This is a genomic window from Myxococcales bacterium (assembly GCA_016717005.1).
Lineage (GTDB): Bacteria > Myxococcota_A > Polyangia > Haliangiales > Haliangiaceae > UBA2376.
The window spans coordinates 1014980-1032908 of the sequence record JADJUF010000001.1 but is presented as its reverse complement, the minus strand read 5'-3'; the positions used below and the strand labels follow the sequence as shown (position 1 = coordinate 1032908).

Annotated in this window: 13 protein-coding genes; 7 read left to right on the top strand and 6 right to left on the bottom strand. The window is 72.9% G+C overall.

From position 1 onward, the window contains the following. Window positions 1-247 precede the first annotated feature (247 nt). Together IPL61_04365 and msrA are read right to left on the bottom strand one after the other, a co-directional pair. Window positions 248-1960 (bottom strand): hypothetical protein, encoded by a 1713-nt coding sequence (locus tag IPL61_04365; GenBank protein ID MBK9030565.1) that lies wholly within the window; start codon window positions 1958-1960, stop codon window positions 248-250. Between the two features lie 49 nt (window positions 1961-2009). Further along, complete coding sequence (gene msrA / locus IPL61_04360) at window positions 2010-2663, bottom strand: peptide-methionine (S)-S-oxide reductase MsrA (protein MBK9030564.1); 654 nt, start codon at window positions 2661-2663, stop codon at window positions 2010-2012. Between the two features lie 77 nt (window positions 2664-2740). Here msrA and IPL61_04355 point away from each other — a divergent pair, with 77 nt between their 5' ends. From IPL61_04355 to IPL61_04345, 3 genes are all read left to right on the top strand, one after another. Beyond that, complete coding sequence (locus IPL61_04355; GenBank protein MBK9030563.1) at window positions 2741-3289, top strand: NAD(P)H-dependent oxidoreductase; 549 nt, start codon at window positions 2741-2743, stop codon at window positions 3287-3289. Between the two features lie 268 nt (window positions 3290-3557). Then, a complete protein-coding gene (locus IPL61_04350; protein ID MBK9030562.1) occupies window positions 3558-4364 on the top strand; it encodes a hypothetical protein in 807 nt (268 codons plus the stop codon). Window positions 4365-4399: 35 nt separating this feature from the next. After that, window positions 4400-5446: a hypothetical protein gene (locus IPL61_04345; GenBank protein MBK9030561.1), complete on the top strand. Its 1047-nt coding sequence runs from the start codon at window positions 4400-4402 to the stop codon at window positions 5444-5446. Window positions 5447-5743: 297 nt separating this feature from the next. On the opposite strand, the gene IPL61_04340 is transcribed toward IPL61_04345, so the two are convergent. From IPL61_04340 to IPL61_04325, 4 genes are all read right to left on the bottom strand, one after another. Further along, window positions 5744-7303, bottom strand: a complete 1560-nt coding sequence (locus tag IPL61_04340; protein MBK9030560.1) for a serine/threonine protein kinase — start codon at window positions 7301-7303, stop codon at window positions 5744-5746. Window positions 7304-7412: 109 nt separating this feature from the next. Next, window positions 7413-10598 carry an efflux RND transporter permease subunit gene (locus tag IPL61_04335; GenBank protein ID MBK9030559.1) on the bottom strand — a complete coding sequence of 1062 codons (3186 nt, stop codon included), beginning with the start codon at window positions 10596-10598 and terminating at the stop codon, window positions 7413-7415. 21 nt (window positions 10599-10619) lie between these two features. Next, window positions 10620-11705 carry an efflux RND transporter periplasmic adaptor subunit gene (locus tag IPL61_04330; protein MBK9030558.1) on the bottom strand — a complete coding sequence of 362 codons (1086 nt, stop codon included), beginning with the start codon at window positions 11703-11705 and terminating at the stop codon, window positions 10620-10622. Between the two features lie 11 nt (window positions 11706-11716). Next, window positions 11717-13117 (bottom strand): TolC family protein, encoded by a 1401-nt coding sequence (locus IPL61_04325; GenBank protein MBK9030557.1) that lies wholly within the window; start codon window positions 13115-13117, stop codon window positions 11717-11719. 869 nt (window positions 13118-13986) lie between these two features. On the opposite strand from IPL61_04325, the gene IPL61_04320 reads away from it, so the two are divergent. The 4 genes from IPL61_04320 (at window position 13987) to IPL61_04305 (ending at window position 17919) form a co-directional block, all read left to right on the top strand. Next, the gene (locus tag IPL61_04320; GenBank protein ID MBK9030556.1) at window positions 13987-14676 is read left to right on the top strand and encodes a sensor histidine kinase; all 690 of its coding nucleotides are present in this window, start codon (window positions 13987-13989) and stop codon (window positions 14674-14676) included. Then, the gene (locus IPL61_04315) at window positions 14673-16073 is read left to right on the top strand and encodes a sigma-54-dependent Fis family transcriptional regulator (protein MBK9030555.1); all 1401 of its coding nucleotides are present in this window, start codon (window positions 14673-14675) and stop codon (window positions 16071-16073) included. The genes IPL61_04320 and IPL61_04315 overlap by 4 nt, the downstream gene beginning before the upstream one ends. A 60-nt stretch (window positions 16074-16133) precedes the next feature. Further along, window positions 16134-16943, top strand: a complete 810-nt coding sequence (locus tag IPL61_04310) for a phosphatase PAP2 family protein (GenBank protein ID MBK9030554.1) — start codon at window positions 16134-16136, stop codon at window positions 16941-16943. 148 nt (window positions 16944-17091) lie between these two features. Then, the gene (locus IPL61_04305; protein MBK9030553.1) at window positions 17092-17919 is read left to right on the top strand and encodes a phosphatase PAP2 family protein; all 828 of its coding nucleotides are present in this window, start codon (window positions 17092-17094) and stop codon (window positions 17917-17919) included. Window positions 17920-17929: the final 10 nt, after the last annotated feature.

Below are 17929 nucleotides of genomic sequence, written 5' to 3'. Positions count from 1 at the left end.
GGAACCGGAGCCGGAGCCGGAGCCGGAGCCGGAGCCGGAGCCGGAGTCGGAGCCGGAGCCGGAGCCGGAGCCGGAGTCGGAGTCGGAGTCGGAGTCGGAGTCGGAGTCGGAGCGGGAACCGGAGTCGGAGCGGGAACCGGAACCGGAACCGGAACCGGAACCGGAACCGGAGTCGGAGCCGGTACCGGATCCGGAGCGGGAGCCGGAGCCGGAGCCGGAGCCGTGACCAGCGCCGCAGCTCAGCGCCTCACGGCCGCCAGCCGGCGAGCTCCAGCAGCGGGTAGACGACGTGGCGCTCGACGTTGGGGCCGAGCGAGTAGGTCTCCTCGTAGTGATCGCCGTCGGCCTCGTCGATGTACGGCGAGTTGCTGTTGAGCACGTAGTTGTAGGCCGGGACGATGTAGCCGCAGTAGTCCATCGCCAGGCCGGCCAGCACCGGGTAGCGCACGCCCGGGTTCGCGAGCACGACGTCGCGCAGGTACGGCGGCATCGGCGCGGTCGACAGATCGGGCGCGTTGGGCTTGGTCGTGTCGAGGATCGGCCAGCCCCACGACCACGAGCCGTCGTAGCCGCCGACCCACAGCTCGGGGTGCAGCTCGCCGGGCGCGGTGATGATCGCCAGCGGGCCCACCTGCAGGTAGGTCGCGCGCATCGGGATCCACGGCTCGTTGCCGGGGCCGATCGGCTGCTCGGGGTCGTAGCCGGCCAGCGGGTGCGGGGCCAGCAGGCCGATGATGAACGCCACCTGGAAGCCGGTGTTGTTGATCTGCGCGTGGAACCTGGCGGTGCGGTACGACAGCGGCAGGTCGGAGACCGTCTCGCCCTCGTCGCGCAGGATCTCGAGGCTGCGGCGCGCGAGGTTGGTGCCCAGCGCCTCCTCCTTGGGGTGGCCCGACTCGGTGATCGGCGTGCCGTCGGGGCCCGGCACCGGCGCGTCGCGGATCGAGCCGATCTGCCCGCCGAGCGCGCCTTGCACGAACACGGTCACGCCGCCGATGCCGGCGATCGGGTCGCGCCACGGCGGCGCGACGCCCTGCTCGATCCCGTCGCGCAGGTAGTGGACGTAGTGGGACGAGATCAGCAGGTTGTCGAGGCCGAACGCCGACATCTCCGGGTGGTCGGCCCAGTTGACGACCGTGGCGATCGTGGCGTCGGGGTCGTCGGCGCGCACGAACCGCGCGACCGTGATCGTCGGATCGAAGATGATCGGATCGCGGATGTCCTTGTTCCACTGATCGGTGCGGCTGGTCGGGTCGCCGGGGACGTTGAGCAAGAGCGTCTTGGCGATGACCAGGTGCGCGGGCGCGGTGGCGCCGGCCGCGGCCACGACCGCGGCGACCGTGGCGTCGACCAGCGCGGCGTTGTAGGTCGGGTTGTAGCCGCTCACCAGCGCCTGCGGGCCCCACAGGCCGATCGTGTCGACCGCGTCGTGGGCGTGGATCGAGCCGACGATGACGTGATCGACGCCGGCGGCGGCGATGCGCGGATCGGTGCGGATCGACTCGATGTCGCCGAGCAACAGGCCGATCGCGTCGCAGTAGACCAGCGCGACCTTGGTGTCGCCCTGGGCGAACACCACCGCGCGGGCCTCGAGGTCGCTCTTGACGCCGTTGGCGGCGCGGCCGCCGCCGAACAGCCAGTAGGCGTCGAACACGCCGTTGCCGTTGGCGTCGACGTAGGGCTCGCCGTTGTCGTACTCGCCGTCGCCGTCCTCGTCGGTCCAGGTCTCGACGATCGTCGGCGTGAAGATCCGCTTGGCGGCGCCGACCGCGAGCGTGCCGTCGCCGGCGGTCGCGCAGTGCGCCGCGCCGGGGCAGCTGTCGTCGGGCGAGTCGAAGCCCTCGAGCCGGGCGTCGATCGCGGCGTCGACGCCCGCGTCGAGGTCGCCCGTGCCCCCGTCGTCGCCACAGGCGCCCAGGCCCACCACCGTCACCAGCAAGATCGCGAGCGTTGCCTTCATCGCGTCCGGGCGTACCGCAGCCGCGACGGCGAGTAAATCGGATTCGGGCTCAGGCCACGCCGGTGCCGATCGGACACGCGACGCCGGTGCCGCCGAGCCCGCAGTAGCCGCGCGGGTTCTTGTGCAGGTACTGCTGGTGGTAGTCCTCGGCGAAGTAGAACGGCGGCGCGTCGATGATCTCGGTCGTGATCGCGTCCCAGCCCGCGGCCGCCAGCCGGGGCCCGAACGCGGCCCGGGCGGCCTCGGCCGCGGCCCGCTGCGCGGCGTCGAAGGCGTAGATGCCCGAGCGGTACTGGGTGCCGACGTCGTTGCCCTGGCGCATGCCCTGGGTCGGGTCGTGGCTGTCGAAGAACAGCTGCACGAGCCGCGCGTAGTCGACGCGCGCCGGCTCGTAGCCGACCAGCACGACCTCGTTGTGGCCGGTCCGGCCCGAGCACACCTCTTCGTAGGTCGGGTTGGGCGTGGGGCCACCGGCGTAGCCGACCGCGGTCGTCCACACGCCGGGGGTCTGCCAGAACACGCGCTCGGCGCCCCAGAAGCAGCCGAGGCCGAACATCGCGGTCGCGACGCCGGCGGGGAAGGGCGGCGTCATCGGGTTGCCGAGGACGGCGTGGCTGGGCGCGACCGCGATGGCGTGGGCGCGACCGGGGAGGGCCTCGCCCGGACCGGGCAAGCGCAGCTTGGCTGGGTTGGTGAACCGCATGTCGCAAGCCTACGGCCAGATCGCCCGGTCGGTTACCGCGGCGTCACCGGCGCCGGCTTGTCAGGTAAGGTCCGGCGGTGACCAAGCTCCTCGGCATCGCTGGCAGTATCCGTCGCGGATCCCACAACCGCGCCCTCCTCGCCGCGGTCGGCGCCCACCTGCCCGAGGGCGCCACGCTGACCATCTTCGGGCGCCTGGCCGAGCTCCCGACCTTCGACCCCGACGGCCCCGACCCCGAGGCCGTGACGGCGTGGAAGGCGGCGATCGCGGCGGCCGACGGCCTGGTGATCGCGACGCCCGAGTACAACTACAGCGTGCCCGGCGTGCTCAAGAACGCGATCGACTGGGCCTCGCGCCCGTCGCCGACCTCGCCCTTGCGCGGCAAGCCCGTCGGTCTGGTCAGCGCCGCCGCCGGCATGAGCGGCGGCATGCGCGCGCAGTACCACCTGCGCCAGATCCTGGTGTACACGGACTCACCGGCGATGCTCCAGCCCGAGGTGTTCGTGGCCCGGCCCCAGGACCGCTTCACCGACGGCGTGCTCACCGACGCGCCCACCCAGGCCCACCTGCGCAGCTACGGCGCCGCGCTGGTGGCGTGGGTCGAGCGGTTCCGCCGCACCGCGTGAGCGGACGCCGGCGTCGGTGACCCGCGGCGAGGCGCCGTCGAGCGCGCGCGGACATCTCGTTTGAGCACCAAGTAGTTCGCGCCGCGTCGGCCGCGGTCGGCGGCGCGCGACCCCGCGGGCGATAACCGGCCGGCGGCTTGGCGCGGCCGCCGATCCGGGCTATGACGGCCCCAGACAACGAGGAGGAAGCCACATGGAGGCGAACGGATCTAGGCACCGAGGTTGGCAGGCGGGGCTCTGGCGCCCCCAGAACCTCGGCGGTGTCGTCGTGGCTGGCCTCGCGATCGCGCTGGCGGTCGTCTACGCGGGCTGTCGCAACCACCACACGCCCGCGGGCCACGTCGGCTACGTCCGGTCGCGGCCGTTCCTGGGCGCCGGCGCCTTCGTCGGCACGATCACCGGGCCGACCTCGACCGGGTTCGTGTGGCGGCGCGAGGTCGTCAACATCGACGTCCGGCCGAACACGTACAGCGAGGTGATGAAGATCCCGACCCGCAACCGGCTCGAGGTCGAGCTGCGCGCCCACGCCCGCATCCGCCTCGATCCGAACAAGGTCCGCGACGTGGTCGAGACCTACGGCGGCGCCAAGTGGTACGAGAACAACGTCCGCGATCAGTACCGGTCGGCGGTGCGCGACAAGGTCCAGCGCCTCGACGTGTTCGACGTCAAGAACGAGATGCGCGCGATCGGCGACGAGGTCCTGACCGACATGCAGCTGCGCTACCGCGACAGCGGCATCGAGTTCCTGAGCGTCGACGTCGGCGACATCGTCTACCCCCAGGGCGTCGTCGAGTCGGTCATCGCCAAGTTCGTGACCAACGAGGAGAACGAGCGCAAGGACGTCGAGCTCGAGATCGCGCAGCGCCAGATCGAGATCGGCATCGCCGAGGCCAAGGGCATCGCCGACGCGCAGCGGATCATCCGCACGACGCTCGACCCGATGTTCCTCCAGTTCGAGGCGCTGCGCGCGATCGAGGAGCTGGCCTCGTCCCCGAACACGACGTTCGTGATCATGCCGATGAACCCGCACGGCAGCTCGGCGCCGATGATCCTGCAGATCCCGGAGGGCAAGTGATCACCTCGACCCGTCCCTGGTGCCGCGCCTGGTGCGTGGCCGTCGTCGGGGCCGCGCTCGCGGCCAGCGCCTGCACCAACCCCGACGTGCCGCAGGGCCACGAGGGCTACGTCTACCGGCGGCCGCTGCTGATCGGCAAGATGGAGTACCAGCGGGCCCTGCGCGGCCCGGCCTCGACCGGCGTGTCGTGGCGCCTGTACACCGAGAACGTCGACATGCGGGCCAAGAGCTACAAGGAGGACTTCCAGCTCCTGACCAGCGACAACCTGAGCGTGTCGTTCGAGGTCAACACCCGCATCAAGCTGCGCGACAACTCGGTCAAGGAGATCGTCGAGCAGTGGGGCGGCGCCGAGTGGTACGTGGGCAACGTCAAGGAGCCGCTGCGGACGATCGTGCGCGAGCAGGTGACGCGGTTCTCGGCCACCGACATCCAGCTCGAGACGCCCAAGGTCAAGCAGCTGATCGCCGAGAAGCTCGCGGCCAAGTTCGGCACGACGCCGATCATGATCGAGAGCGTCGACGTCGGCCAGATCCAGTTCCCCGAGGAGGTCGCCGTCGCGATCTCGCTGAAGATCGCCAAGAAGCAGGAGCTCGAGCGCCAGCAGTACGTGCTGGCGAAGGCCTCGAAGGAGGCCGCCATCCGCGTGCTCGAGGCGCTGCGCGTCGCCAAGCAGCAGATGATCATCAGCTCGACGCTCGATCCGCTGTACGTGCAGCAGAAGGCGGTGCAGGTCTACCGCACGCTCGGCGCCTCGCCGAACAAGACGGTCCTGGTCCTGCCGAACATGCCCGAGGGCACCGGCCTGCCGCAGGTGCTCACCGAGGGCAAGCGCAAGATCCTCAGCGACGACGATCGCAAGCTGCTCGACGAGATGGAGGCGCGCTACATGCAGGAGGCGCGCAAGGCCGGCGCGCCCGAGAACCTGGGCGCGCCGGGTGTGACAGCGCCTGGCTCGGTGGCCCCCGGCGCGGCGGCGCCTGGCGCGGTGGCCCCCGGCGCGGCGACGCCCGGCGCGGCGACTCCGGCGCCGGCCACGGCGGTCCCACCGCCGACCGCGCCGTCGCCGACCCCGACGCCCTGAGCGTCTGAGCGCCGCCGGCTCCGGTTTCGGCTCCGGTTTCGGCTCCGGTTTCGGCTCCGGCGGCTCCGGTTTCGGCTCCGGTTTCGGCTCCGGCTCCGGTTCCGGCTCCGGTCCTCCGGCTCCGGTCGTCCGGTTCCGGCTCCGGCTCCGGCTCCGGCTCCGGCTCCGGCTCCGGCTCCGGGTCCGGCTCCGGTTCCGGCTCCGGTTTCGGCTCCGGTTCCGGCTCCGGCTCCGGCTTCGGCTCCGGCTCCGGCTCCGGCTCCGGTTTCGTTCCGGTTCCGGAGCCCGGTTCCCGGCTCAGCGGGGCGCGGTCGGGGCGGCGGCGGGCGCGACGCTGGTCGCGGTGCGGCCGGCGCCGAGGAGCACCACCGCGGTCGCGACCGCGGCGACCACGACCACGGCGATCAGCGCCAGGGTCAAGCCGCGGCGCTGCCGCCGGCGGATGTGGGTCGGCTCGGCCGGCGGCGTGATGGTCTCGAGGGGCAGCGCCACGGGCTCGGGCAGGACCGGCCGCGGCCGTCGGCCCGAGTCGGTCAGCGCGGGCTGGGCCGCGCTGCGGTTGACGCTCGTCGGGCCGGTGCCGAGGATCGTCTTCATCGGCGCGTTCCACTCGTCGACCGGGATGCGCGGCGTCGGGCCGGTCACGTGGGCACGGGCGACCTGGGGCTGCGGGCCGGTGGCGTGGACCGGCGCCGGGCGCGGCGTCGAGCCGGTGCTCAGGATCGGATCGAGCGCCGGCACGTCGACCGACCCCGACGGGCGCACCGGCGGCATCACCGGCATCGGCCCGGTCATGGACGGGGCCAGCTGCGCGCTCGAAGCCGACGCCGCCAGCTCCGCCGCGGTCAGGCGTGGCAGCGTGCTGGCGGCGTCGTCGTGATCGGTCGCGTCGAGATCGCGGTCGTCCGCGCCCGCGCCGCCGACCCGGATCTCGACGTCGATGTCCGACGCCGTGCTCTCGACCTCGTGCGGCGGGCTGGCGGCGCCGTGGAACACCTGGGCCATGCAGGCCGCGACCTCGGCCAGGGTCGCCACCGCGCCGGTGCGCTGGGCGTAGGCCACGAGCGCGGCGCGCAGCGCCTCGGCGGTGGGGTAGCGGTCCGCGATCTCGGTCGCCAGCGCGGTCATCAGGATGTCCTCGAGCTCGCGCGGATACGTCGGGTCGAACGAGGTCGGACGGTCGATCCGGCCGTTGACGATGCGATCCATCGTGGCGAAGTCGCTGTCGGTGCGGAACGCGCGCCGCTGCGTGGTCAGCTCGTACAGGACGATGCCGAGCGCGAACACGTCGGTGCGGCGATCGATGCCCTTGCCCCGGCACTGCTCCGGAGACATGTAGGCGAACTTGCCCTTGATCGTTCCGGACTGGGTCTCGGCCGCGCGGTTGTTGGCCTGGGCGATGCCGAAGTCGAGCAGCTTCACCTCGCCGTTCCACGCGACCATGATGTTGGAGGGGGTCACGTCGCGGTGGACGATCTGCAGCGCGTCGCCGGTCGCGGTCTTGCGCTCGTGGGCGTGGTGCAGCCCGGCCGCGACCGCCGTCACGATGTGCAGGCACACCGGCAGGGGGATCCGGAACCGCGCCGCGACCGCGCGCTCGAGCAGCGCCCGAGCGGTGTCGCCGTCGACGAACTCCATCGCCAGGAAGTAGGTGTCGTCCTGGCGTCCGACCTCGAGCATCCCGGCGATGTTGGGGTGGTGGAGCGTGGCCGCGACCCGGGCCTCGTCCAGGAACATCTGGATGAACTTCTTGTCGTGCCCGCGATCGCGCGAGATCACCTTCACGACCACGGTGTCGGCGCCGTCGCGCGCCAGGTAGATCTCGGCCATGCCGCCGCTGGCGAGGTGGCGGATCACCTCGTAACGGCCGAGACGATGGCCGGCGGGTGCCATGGCAGGCCCCAACATCACCGGGAGCGTTTCACCCCGCGCCCCCGGGTGTCAAGATCGGCGCTCGGGCCAGGGCTCACCCATGGGCGGTGGGGGCATCGCCCGGCGGCTCGATCTCGGCTCGGCCGCGGTCGGCCGGGGGCGGGAACCGCAGCACGCTGTGGGTCACCCAGCGGCGGGCGCGCCCGCCGTAGACCGCGAGGCTGTCGAACAGCGCGTAGAACACCGGGATCGCGATCAGCGTCAGCACCAGCGAGAAGGTCTGGCCGCCGACCACGATGCCGGCGATGGCCTTCGAGAAGCCGGCGCCGATGCCCTTGGACACGACCAGCGGCATCATGCCGGCGACGAACGCGAACGTGGTCATCAGGATCGGGCGCAACCGATCGCGGGCCGCGGCGATGATCGCCGCGTCGCGGCCCAGGCCCTTGGCGCGGAGCTGGATCGCGTGGTCGATCTGCAAGATCGAGTTCTTCTTGACCACGCCGAACAGGACCAGGAGGCCCAGCATCGAGAAGATGTTGAGCTGGCCCTTGAACAGCACGACCGACAGGAACGCGAACGGCATCGTCAGCGGCAGCGCCAGCATGATCGTCAGCGGGTGCAGCCACGACTCGAACTGGGCCGCGAGCACCAGGTACATGAAGACGAACGACAGGAGGAAGGCGAACATGAACGCCTTGCCGGTCTTGGCCATCTCCTTCGAGCGCCCGAACGGGCCGGCCGAGTAGCCGGGCGGCAGGTTCAGGTCCTTGATGGCCTCGTCGAGGGCGGCGACGACCGCGCCCTCGGAGTAGCCGGGCGCGACGTTGGAGATGATCGTGATGCTCTTGGCGCGGGCGGTCCGGGTGATCTGCGACGGGCCGGTGCCGTCGGACTGGGTGACGACGTCGGTCAGCGGCACCAGCCCGAGCGTGCCCGACGGCACCGTGATCAGCCCGAGCAGCGACGGGTCGGTCCGGAAGCGCTCGTTGGCGCGCACCATGACGACGTAGCGGCTGCCCAGCTCCTCGTCGCCGGGCGCCTCGACGCCGCCCATCAGGATCCCGAGGGTCGACGTCAGGTCACCGGGATCGACGCCGAGCGCGGCGGCGTGGTCGAGGTGGGGCTGGAGCGTGGTCTCGGGCAGCGGCGCCGGCATGCTCGAGTCCAGGTCGACCACGCCCGGCACCTTGTGCATCTTGGTCAGGATGCGCTCGGCGTAGACCTGCAGCCGATCGAGGTCCGGCCCGGTGATCAGGTACTGGATCATCGAGTTGCGCTGGCCGCCGAGCGAGAAGTCGTTGACCAGCTCGACCGAGACCTTGGCGTCGGCCGGGGCCAGCGGCAGCACCTCCTTGCGCACCTGCTCCATGATCAGGCTCTGGCTGCGGGACCGCGCGACCGGGTCGGTCAGGCGCACGTAGACGCTGGCGACGTTCGAGATCTTCTGGTCGTTGTCGGCCACGGTCGTGAGCGTGTGCGTGACCTCGGGGATCGCGCGCGCGGCCCGGGCCAGGCGCTCGGCGACCACGGTCGTGGCGTCGACGCCCGAGCCCTCGCGGGTCTTGACGTAGATCTCGAAGTGGGCCTCGTCGTTCTCGGGCAGGAACCCGAACCCGGCCTTCTTGCCGAGCGGGCCGGAGGCCATGATCGCGCCGACCGACAGGAGCACGATCGCCAGCTTCATCCACCAGTGGCCCAGGACGAACGTCAGGATGCGGGTGTAGCCGCGCTCGATCGGCTTGTAGCCGCCGTCGATGACCCGCTCGAGGACCGAGCGCGTGCGCTGCGCGCCGGGCGGCGGCGGCAACGGCAGCATGCGCGCGGCCATCATCGGCGTGATCGTGAAGGACACCAGCATCGACACCGCGATCGCGAACGCCATCGTCAGGCCGAAACTCTTGAGGAACCGGCCGACGATGCCGTCCATGAACGCCACCGGCAGGAACACCGCCATCAGCGACAGCGTCGTCGCGAGCACGGCCAGGCTGATCTCCTTGGTGGCCTTGACCGCCGCCGGGAACGGCTTCTCGCCGTGCTCGTCGATGTGGCGGTAGATGTTCTCGAGCACGACGATCGCGTCGTCGATGACGATGCCGACCGCCAGCGCCAGCGCCAGGAGCGTCATCAGGTTGAGCGTGAACCCGGCCAGGTTCATCAGCGCGAACGTGCCGATGATCGAGATCGGGATCGAGACCGCGGCGATGATCGTCGACCGCAGGCTGCCCAGGAACACCAGCACGACCACCGCGGCCAGGATCGCGCCGAGGATCAGGTGCTCGGTGACCTGGTCGGCCGAGGTCCGGATGACCTCGGAGTTGTCGCGCACGACCTCGAGCGTGACCCCGGCCGGCAGCGCGTCGGCGATCTCGGCCACCGCGGCCTTGGCGGCGTCGACCACCGCGACCGTGTTCGAGCCCGACTGCTTGCGGACCGCCAGCAGGATGGCGGGGGCGCCGTCGCGGACCGCGGCGCTCTCGAGCTCGGCGATCGTGTCGTTGACGTCGGCGACGTCGCGCACCCGGATCGGGTTGGCGCCCACCTGGCGGACGACCAGGTCGCCGATCGCGCTGGCGCCGGCGCCGCGGCACTCGATGCGCATCGTCGCGTTGTCGGGGCCGCGCTCGAACCGGCCGGCCGGCAGGCTCGGGAGGCACACCGACAGCGCCCGGACCACCTCGAGCGCGGTGACCTTGGTCCCGGCCAGCCGGATCGGGTCGAGCGCGACCTCGATGCGGCGCTTCTGGCCGCCGACGACGCGGACCATGCCGACGCCGCCGACCCGCTCGAGCCGGGCCTTGACCTTGTCCTCGGCGATGCGGGTCAGCGCGGCGACCGGCAGGTCGCCCTTGATCGACAGCATCAGCACCGGCGACGCGTCGGGGTCGGCCTTCTGGATCTGGGGCGCCCGGATCGACGTCGGCAGGTCGCGGATGGTCGCGATCCGATCGCGGATCTCCTGAGCCGCGACGTCGGGATCCTTCTCGAGGGCGAACTGCGTGATCACCACCGACGCGCCCTCGGACGAGATCGACGACAGGGTCTCGACGCCGGACACGGTGTTGACCGCGGCCTCGATCTTGTCGGTGACGTCGGTCTCGACCGAGGCCGGCGACGCGCCCGGGTAGACGGTGGTGATCACCACCATCGGGAAGTCGATGCGCGGGAACTTGTCGACGCCGAGGCTGCGATAGCCGACGGCGCCGACCACGACGATGGTCAGCATCAGCACGGTGGCGAACACCGGGCGGCGGACCGAGATGCGGGAGAGGAAGTCCATGGCGGGGGTCCTCGGCGGCCGCTACTGCGTGACCGCGACGCCGTCGACGACGCGGTCGAGGATGGCGCCCTGGGCGTCGACGATGGGGCTGGCGACCTGCTCGCCGGCGACGGCGCCGCGGATCAACGCGACCTTGTCGCCGGGCAGCTCGGGGCCGCGCTGGACGACGCGCTCCTCGAGGCGTCCGTTGACGACCGCGAACAGGCGCCAGGTGGTGCCGCGCTTGACCAGCGCCGCGGCCGGCACGATCGCCATCGGCGCGTGGTCGACCGTGATCGTCACCTCCGCGAACATGCCGGGCGTGAGCGACGAGCCTGGCGCCAGCACCGCCTCGACCGTCAACGATCGGGTCATGCGGCCGATCTCGGCGCCGATGCGGGTCACGGTGCCCGGGAAGCTGGCGTCGGGGAACGCCAGCGCCCGCACCTCGATCGCCTGCTTGAGCTCGACCTTCGGCACGTAGGCCTCGGGCACGGACATCTCGACCTTCAGCGGATCGTCGTCGACCAGGGTCACCAGGCGCATGCCGGGCGCGACGAACTCGCCCGGGGACACCCAGCGGCCGTCGACCCGCCCGGCGAACGGCGCGCGGACCACGCCGTCGGAGATCGACTTCGACACCAGCCCGAGCTGGGCCTTGGTCGCCGCGACGGTCTGGGCCGCGGCGGTGCAGTTGGTGATCTCGCGGTCGTACTGGGATCGGGTGATGGCGCCCTTGTCGAGCAGCGCCTGGGCCCGCTTGCACTCGTCGGCGGCCAGCCGCTCCTGGGCCTGGGCCGCGGCCAGCTGGGCCCGGACCGACTGCGCCGACAGCGACGCGCTCGAGGCGTCGAGCCGCACCAGCGGATCGCCGAACTTGACCTCGGCGCCGCGCTCGACCAGCACCGCGACCACGCGGCCGGGCACGCTCGACGCGACGTCCGACGACTCCTCGGCCGCGACCATGCCGGTCAGGGTCAGGCGCACGGGCGCGGGCCCCTCCTCGACCGTGACCAGCGCGAGCTTGACCGGGGCCTCCACGGCCTTGGCCTTGGCCTCGGCCGACGACTTCTGCGAGCACCCGCCAGCGACGGCGGCGAGCGCGAGGATGAGCGAGAAACGGGACATCGGAGCTCCTGTCATGGCACGTCCAGCCCGGCGGCGTGGCGCAGCTTGGCCCACGCGATCCGTCGGTCGATCAAGGCGTTGATGGCGGCCAGCCGCGCCTGGGTGAGCGCGCCCTCGGCGACGATCAGCTCGGTGGCGGTGGCGCGCTCGTTGGCGAGCAGATCCTGGCGCACGCGGTAGCTCTCGGCCGCGGCGGCCAGGCCGCGCTGGCTGGCGGTGTAGGCCGCGTCGGCCAGGGTCAGCGACGACCGGGCCGACGCGATCTGGCCCTCGATCGACATCTCCAGCCCGCGGCGATCGGCCGCGATGGCCCGCGCCTGCGCGTCGATCGCGGCCAGGTCGGGATCGGTGTAGAGGAAGTCGTTGGGCGACCAGGTCAGCGACACGCCGGCGGCCCAGCTCAGGTGGAACTCGTCGGGCGACGTGAAGTAGCGCTGGTTGGGCTGGTCGTAGTTGAGCTGGCCGAACACGTTGAGCTTGGGCAGCCGCTGCACCTTGGTGTCGCGGCGGTGGTGGGCGAGCACGTCGGTCGCGGCCGACAGCGCCCGGGCCTCGTAGCGCCGGGTCATCGCGGCCTGGACCATCGTCGCGTCATCGGCCAGCGCCGGCAGCTCGTCGATCGGCCGGATGTCGTCGCCGATCGTCAGGCGCTCGTCGGGGCCGGCGCCGATCATGATGCGCAGCTGGTCGGCGAGCACCGCCGACGCCTGCTTGAGCTGCACCAGCGCCAGCTCGGCCTGGGCCTTGCCGGCCTCGAGCTGCAGCAGATCGGCGCGCGACGCTCGCTGCACCTCGACCAGCACCGCGAGCTGGGCGCGGGTCGCCTCGACCTGGGTCACCTGCCGCTCGGCCACGACGGTCGCCAGCGACACCCGCACCCACTCGTAGTAGAGCTGCTCGGCCTGGGCGCCGGCGTCGAGCGCGGCCGCCTGGCTGCTCAGCTCGGTGGCGCGCACTTGATCCTCGGCGGCCTTCTTCGCGGGCGGCAGCCGCATGATCAGGTCGGTCAGCGGGATCGCCAGGTCGTAGCCGAGGTGGAAGGCGTTGAGCTGCGCCTCGATGGCCGGCGCCGGCGGCGCCGCGAACCGCAGATCGGGGACGTCGGACAGGCGCGTGTACGACGCCGACACCTTGGAGATCGGGAGCAGCGCGATCTTGATCGTGCCGACCGTCGTGCGTGCGGCGTCGGTCTCGGCGCGCTTCCGGGCGGCCGCGGGGCTGGTGCGGGCGGCGCGGGCGGCGGCGTCGGCCGCGGTCAGGCCCCCGGGTTGCCCCAGGAGCGCGCCCAGCTCGGCGTCGAACGCGGCCATCGGGTCATCGGGGACAGGGGGCGCGCCGGCGGGCGCCGGCTGGGCGAGGGCGGGAGAGATCGCCGCCGCCAGGATCGCGGCGGCGAGGCAGGCTCGGAACATGGGGCTGTGATGAAGCATCGGCCATGCCACGTTGCGCATGATCTGCAGGGGCCCGCTGGCGCCCTGGGTCAGCCACACAGGCCGGTATTTGCGTGGCTGTCGGCGCTGGCCCTGTCGGGATCCTTTACAGATCGACGGTTCACCGACGCGACAGGTCGGCAGGCCGCCAGGGTCGCAGGCGGACTGCTAGGCTCGGCCGCATGATCGAGGTGTCGCCTGCCCGCGGTGGATCACCCCGCCTTGGCCCGGCCCTCGCAAGGACTGGGGCCGTGTGGCGCGGCACGCGCAATCAGCTGATCCTCGCGACGGGACCAGGCCACGTGGCGTTCACCGCCGCGGTCGGCTCGATCGCGTCGGCGCTGATCGCGTTCTTTCTGTGGCGCGCGCACTACCCAGCCTGGCGGATCGTCGTGCCGGTGGTGTTGTTCGCGGGCATGGTCACCTCGCACACGTTCGTCCTCCGGTGGGCGCGCCACCGCGACGACGATCGCGCGTTCGTGATCCTGCACGCGGTCTCGCAGGCGTACCTGTTCGGGGTCACGACCGTGACCGGCGGGCTCTACAGCCCGATCATGCCGGTGCTGGGCGTGTCGACCGCGCTGCCGGCGATCGTGTTCGGCCTGGGCGCGACCTCGCGCTGGCTGTCGGTGTCGAGCGTGCTGCTGTTCGTCGGGATGGCGGCGGTGCCGCGGCGCTACCTGGGGCCGGGCCTGCCGCACGAGCAATACGCGACGGTCGCCGTGGTCGGGTTCGTCTGGACCTCGCTGATCGTGACGTCGTTCGTGCGCCGGATCCACAACGCGTCGCTGCTGGCGGCGTCGACGGTCGACGCGCTGTCGGAAGAGCGGGTCGCGGTCGCGGCCGAGCAGATGTGCCGGCTGCAGTCGGTCGGCGCCAAGGTCGCGCACGAGCTGAAGAACCCGCTGGCCTCGGTGAAGGGCCTCGTCCAGCTGCTGGCGCGGGCGCCGGCCGAGGGCAAGGCCCGCGAGCGGCTCGACGTCATGCAGAGCGAGATCGCGCGCATGGAGGCGATCCTGGTCGAGTACCTGTCGTTCGCGCGGCCGCTCGAGGACCTGCGGCCGCAGGCGATCGCGCTCGACGCGATCGTCACCGACGCGGCCGCGGTGGTGTCGGGCCGGGCCGAGCACGCGCGCCTGGCGCTGACGGTCGACGCCGCGCCGGTGGCGCTGACCGCCGATCCGCGCCGGCTCAAGGAGGCGCTGCTCAACCTGCTCGCCAACGCCATCGAGGCGACCCCGGCCGGCGGCACGATCACCGTGCGCACGCGCCCGGCCGCCGACGGCGGCGGCGTGATCGAGGTGGTCGACAGCGGCCGCGGCATCAAGCCGGATGACCTGGCGCGGCTCGGCACGTCGTTCTTCACCACCCGCGAGGGCGGCACCGGCCTCGGCGTCGTGCTGGCGTCGTCGGTCGTGGCCCAGCACGGCGGCACGATCCACTACGACAGCACGGTCGGGCAGGGGACCTCCGTGATCGTGCGGCTGCCCGCGACGCCGGGCGCGGCGCCGGCCGCGCAGACCGGCGGCCGCGCGGCATGATCGCGCCGGCGGTGCTCCTGGTCGACGACGAGCCCGGCGTGCTCTACACGCTGCGCGAGGTCCTGACCGAGCGCGGCCACCGGGTGCTGACCGCGAGCTCGGGCGCGGCGGCGCTGCCGCAGCTCGACGACGCCGCGGTGGTCGTGACCGATCTGCAGATGCCGGGCATGACCGGCCTCGATCTGATCGCCGCGATCACCGCCCGCGATCCGACCCTGCCGGTGATCCTCTTGACCGCGCACGGGTCCGAGAAGGTGGCGGTCGCGGCGGTCAAGGCCGGCGCCTACGACTACCTGACCAAGCCGTTCGACATCGACGAGGTCGCGGTCGTGATCGAGCGCGCGCTCGAGGCCCGGGCGCTGCGCGTCGCCAACAAGACGCTGGCGGCCGAGCGGGCGCTGGGGCGCCGGATCGTCGGCGACTCGCGGCCGATGCGGCGCCTGCTCGACGCGACCGCCCGGGTCGCCAGCCGCGACGTGACCGTGCTGGTGCGCGGCGAGACCGGCACCGGCAAGGAGTTCGTCGCGCAGCTCCTGCACGCGCAGTCGCCGCGCGCCGCCGGGCCGCTGGTGCGCTTCAACTGCGCCGCGATCCCGGCCGAGCTGGCCGAGGCCGAGCTGTTCGGGCACGTGCGCGGCGCGTTCACCGGCGCGACCGCGACCCGGCGCGGCTTCTTCGCCGAGGCCCACCACGGCACGCTGGTGCTCGACGAGGTCGGCGAGCTGCCGCTGGCGGTGCAGGCCAAGCTGCTGCGGGCGCTGCAGGAGGGCGAGATCCAGCCGGTCGGCTCGGGCCGGGTCGAGCGGGTCGACGTCCGGGTCGTGGCCGCGACCAACCGCGATCTCGTGGCCGAGGCCAAGGCCGGCAACTTCCGCGAGGACCTCTACTACCGGCTGGCCGTGGTCGAGCTGGTGGTGCCGCCGCTGCGCGATCGCCTCGACGACGTCCCGGCGCTGGCCGCCGAGTTCGCGCGCCGCTACGGCGACAAGTTCGGGACCGGCCCGCTGGCCGTCGAGCCGGCGCTGGTCGACGCGCTGGTGGCGGCGCCGTGGCCCGGCAACGTGCGGCAGCTCGAGAACACGATCGCGCGGCTGGCGGCCTTGGCCCACGACGCGACCCTCACCGCCGCCGACTTCCACGAGCACCACGCGCACCCGACGCCCCCGGCGCCGCACGACGACGCCTCGTCGGCCGCGGCGGTCCGCGCGCCGGTGGACGGCGAGGTGGCGGCCGACGGGCCGTCGCTGCGCGAGCAGGTCGAGGCGTTCGAGCGCGGCGTGATCGCGCGGGCCCTGGCGGCGACCGGCGGCAACCAGAGCGAGGCCGCGCGCCGGCTCGGCACCAGCCGCGTGACGCTGATCGACAAGATCAAGAAGTACGGCCTGGCCGGGCGCTGATCGCGGCGGGCGGCGCGCCGGCGGTGGACCGCGCGCCCCAAGCCTGCGATCCTCGCCACGATGATGCCGCGACGGTCGCGCTGGGCTGGAGCGCTGGTGATCGCCGCGGCGCTCGCCCTCGCGCCGACGGCCACGGCCGAGCCGCGGCTGCGGGTCAAGCGCGCGCGCGAGGTCCCGATCGTGCTGGTCGGCGGCCTGACCTACGGGCTGGTCAGCGGCCTCGCCACCGACGCGCTGACGCCGGCGCGCTGCCGCTGGTGCGCGGCCAACCCGCTCGACGTCGGGGTGCGCGACGGCCTGCGGTGGTCGTCGCCGGCGACCGCCGACACCGCGTCCGACGTCACCGCCTACGTGGCGGCGCCGGCGGTGGCGCTCGGCCTGACGTACCTGGCGCTCGCCGACGGCGGCGCCGGCCAGGCGCTCGACGACGGCCTCGTCGTCGCCGAGGCGGCGCTCCTGGCCATGGCGACCAGCTACACGGTCAAGTCGCTGGTCGGGCGCGAGCGCCCCGACGTCCACGCGCTGGCGCCAGCCGACAAGCCCGACGCGAGCGCGAACAACCGCTCGTTCTACTCGGGCCACTCGACCCTGGCGACGTCGCTGGTGGTGGCCGCCGGCACGGTCGCGACGATGCGCGGCTACCGCCACGCCCGCCTGGTGTGGGCGGTCGGCGTGCCGGTGGCGGTGGCCACGGGCTACCTGCGCATCGCCGCCGACAAGCACTGGGCGTCCGACGTCGTCATCGGCTGGGCGACGGGCGCGGCCATCGGTGCCGGCGTGCCGTGGCTCTTGCACCGCGTCGACGTGCCGACGCCGGTGATCGGCCGCGCCCGCGGCGCCACCACCGTCGGCGTGGCGCTGGCCTGGTAGGTCGTGCGCCCGCGGCGCCAGCACCGTCGGCGTGGCGCTGGCCGGTAGATCGCCCGCGCCCGCGGCGTGGCGCTGGCCTGGTAGGTCGGGCGCGAAACCCGCGGCCGCGCGGGTGGACGCCGGCCGCGTCGACGCCGATAGTCGCGGGATGGGTCGGACTCCGCTCGCGTTCGTCGTCGCCGCGGCGCTGGTCTGGGGCCTGGCGGCCGCGCCGGCCGCGGCCGAGCGCCGGCTCAAGGCCCACCACCGCCGCGACGTGCCGATCATCGCGATCGGCGCGATCCTCTACACGGTCGGCGAGGTCGCGGCCAAGGACTCGCTGTCGCCGAGCGCGTGCCGCTGGTGCGCGAGCAACGGCTTCGACACCGCCGTCCGCGACAAGCTGCGCTGGAGCTCGACCGGCACCGCGCACACGCTGTCGAACATCGTCGGGTTCGGGGTGACGCCGATCGTCGCCGCGGCCATGACCGATCTGGTCGGCGGGCTCGACGGCCGCGGCGGCGACTGGTTCCACAACGGCGTGATCCTGGCCGAGACCGGCGTGCTCGCGGCCACCGTCAACTACGTCGTCAAGGCGCTGGTCGGGCGCGAGCGCCCGTTCGTGCACGCGCTGGCGCCGGGCGACAAGGCCGGCACCGCGGATCCGGCCGACAACAACCTGTCGTTCTACTCGGGCCACTCGACCCTGGCGATGAGCCTGGCGGTCGGGGCCGGCACGACCGCGACGCTGCGCGGCTACCGCCGGGCCTGGCTGGTCTGGGCGACGACCGTGCCGATGGCGCTGGCGACCGGCTACCTGCGCATCGGCGCCGACAAGCACTGGGCCTCGGACGTGCTCACCGGCTGGGCCCTGGGCGCCGGCTTCGGGGTCGCGGTGCCGTACCTGCTCCACACCGAGTGCGGCCCGTCGACGCCGATGCCGGTGGTCGCGCGCGGCGGCGGCGCGACCACGGTCGGCGTGGCCCTGGCCTGGTAGCCGGGGCGCC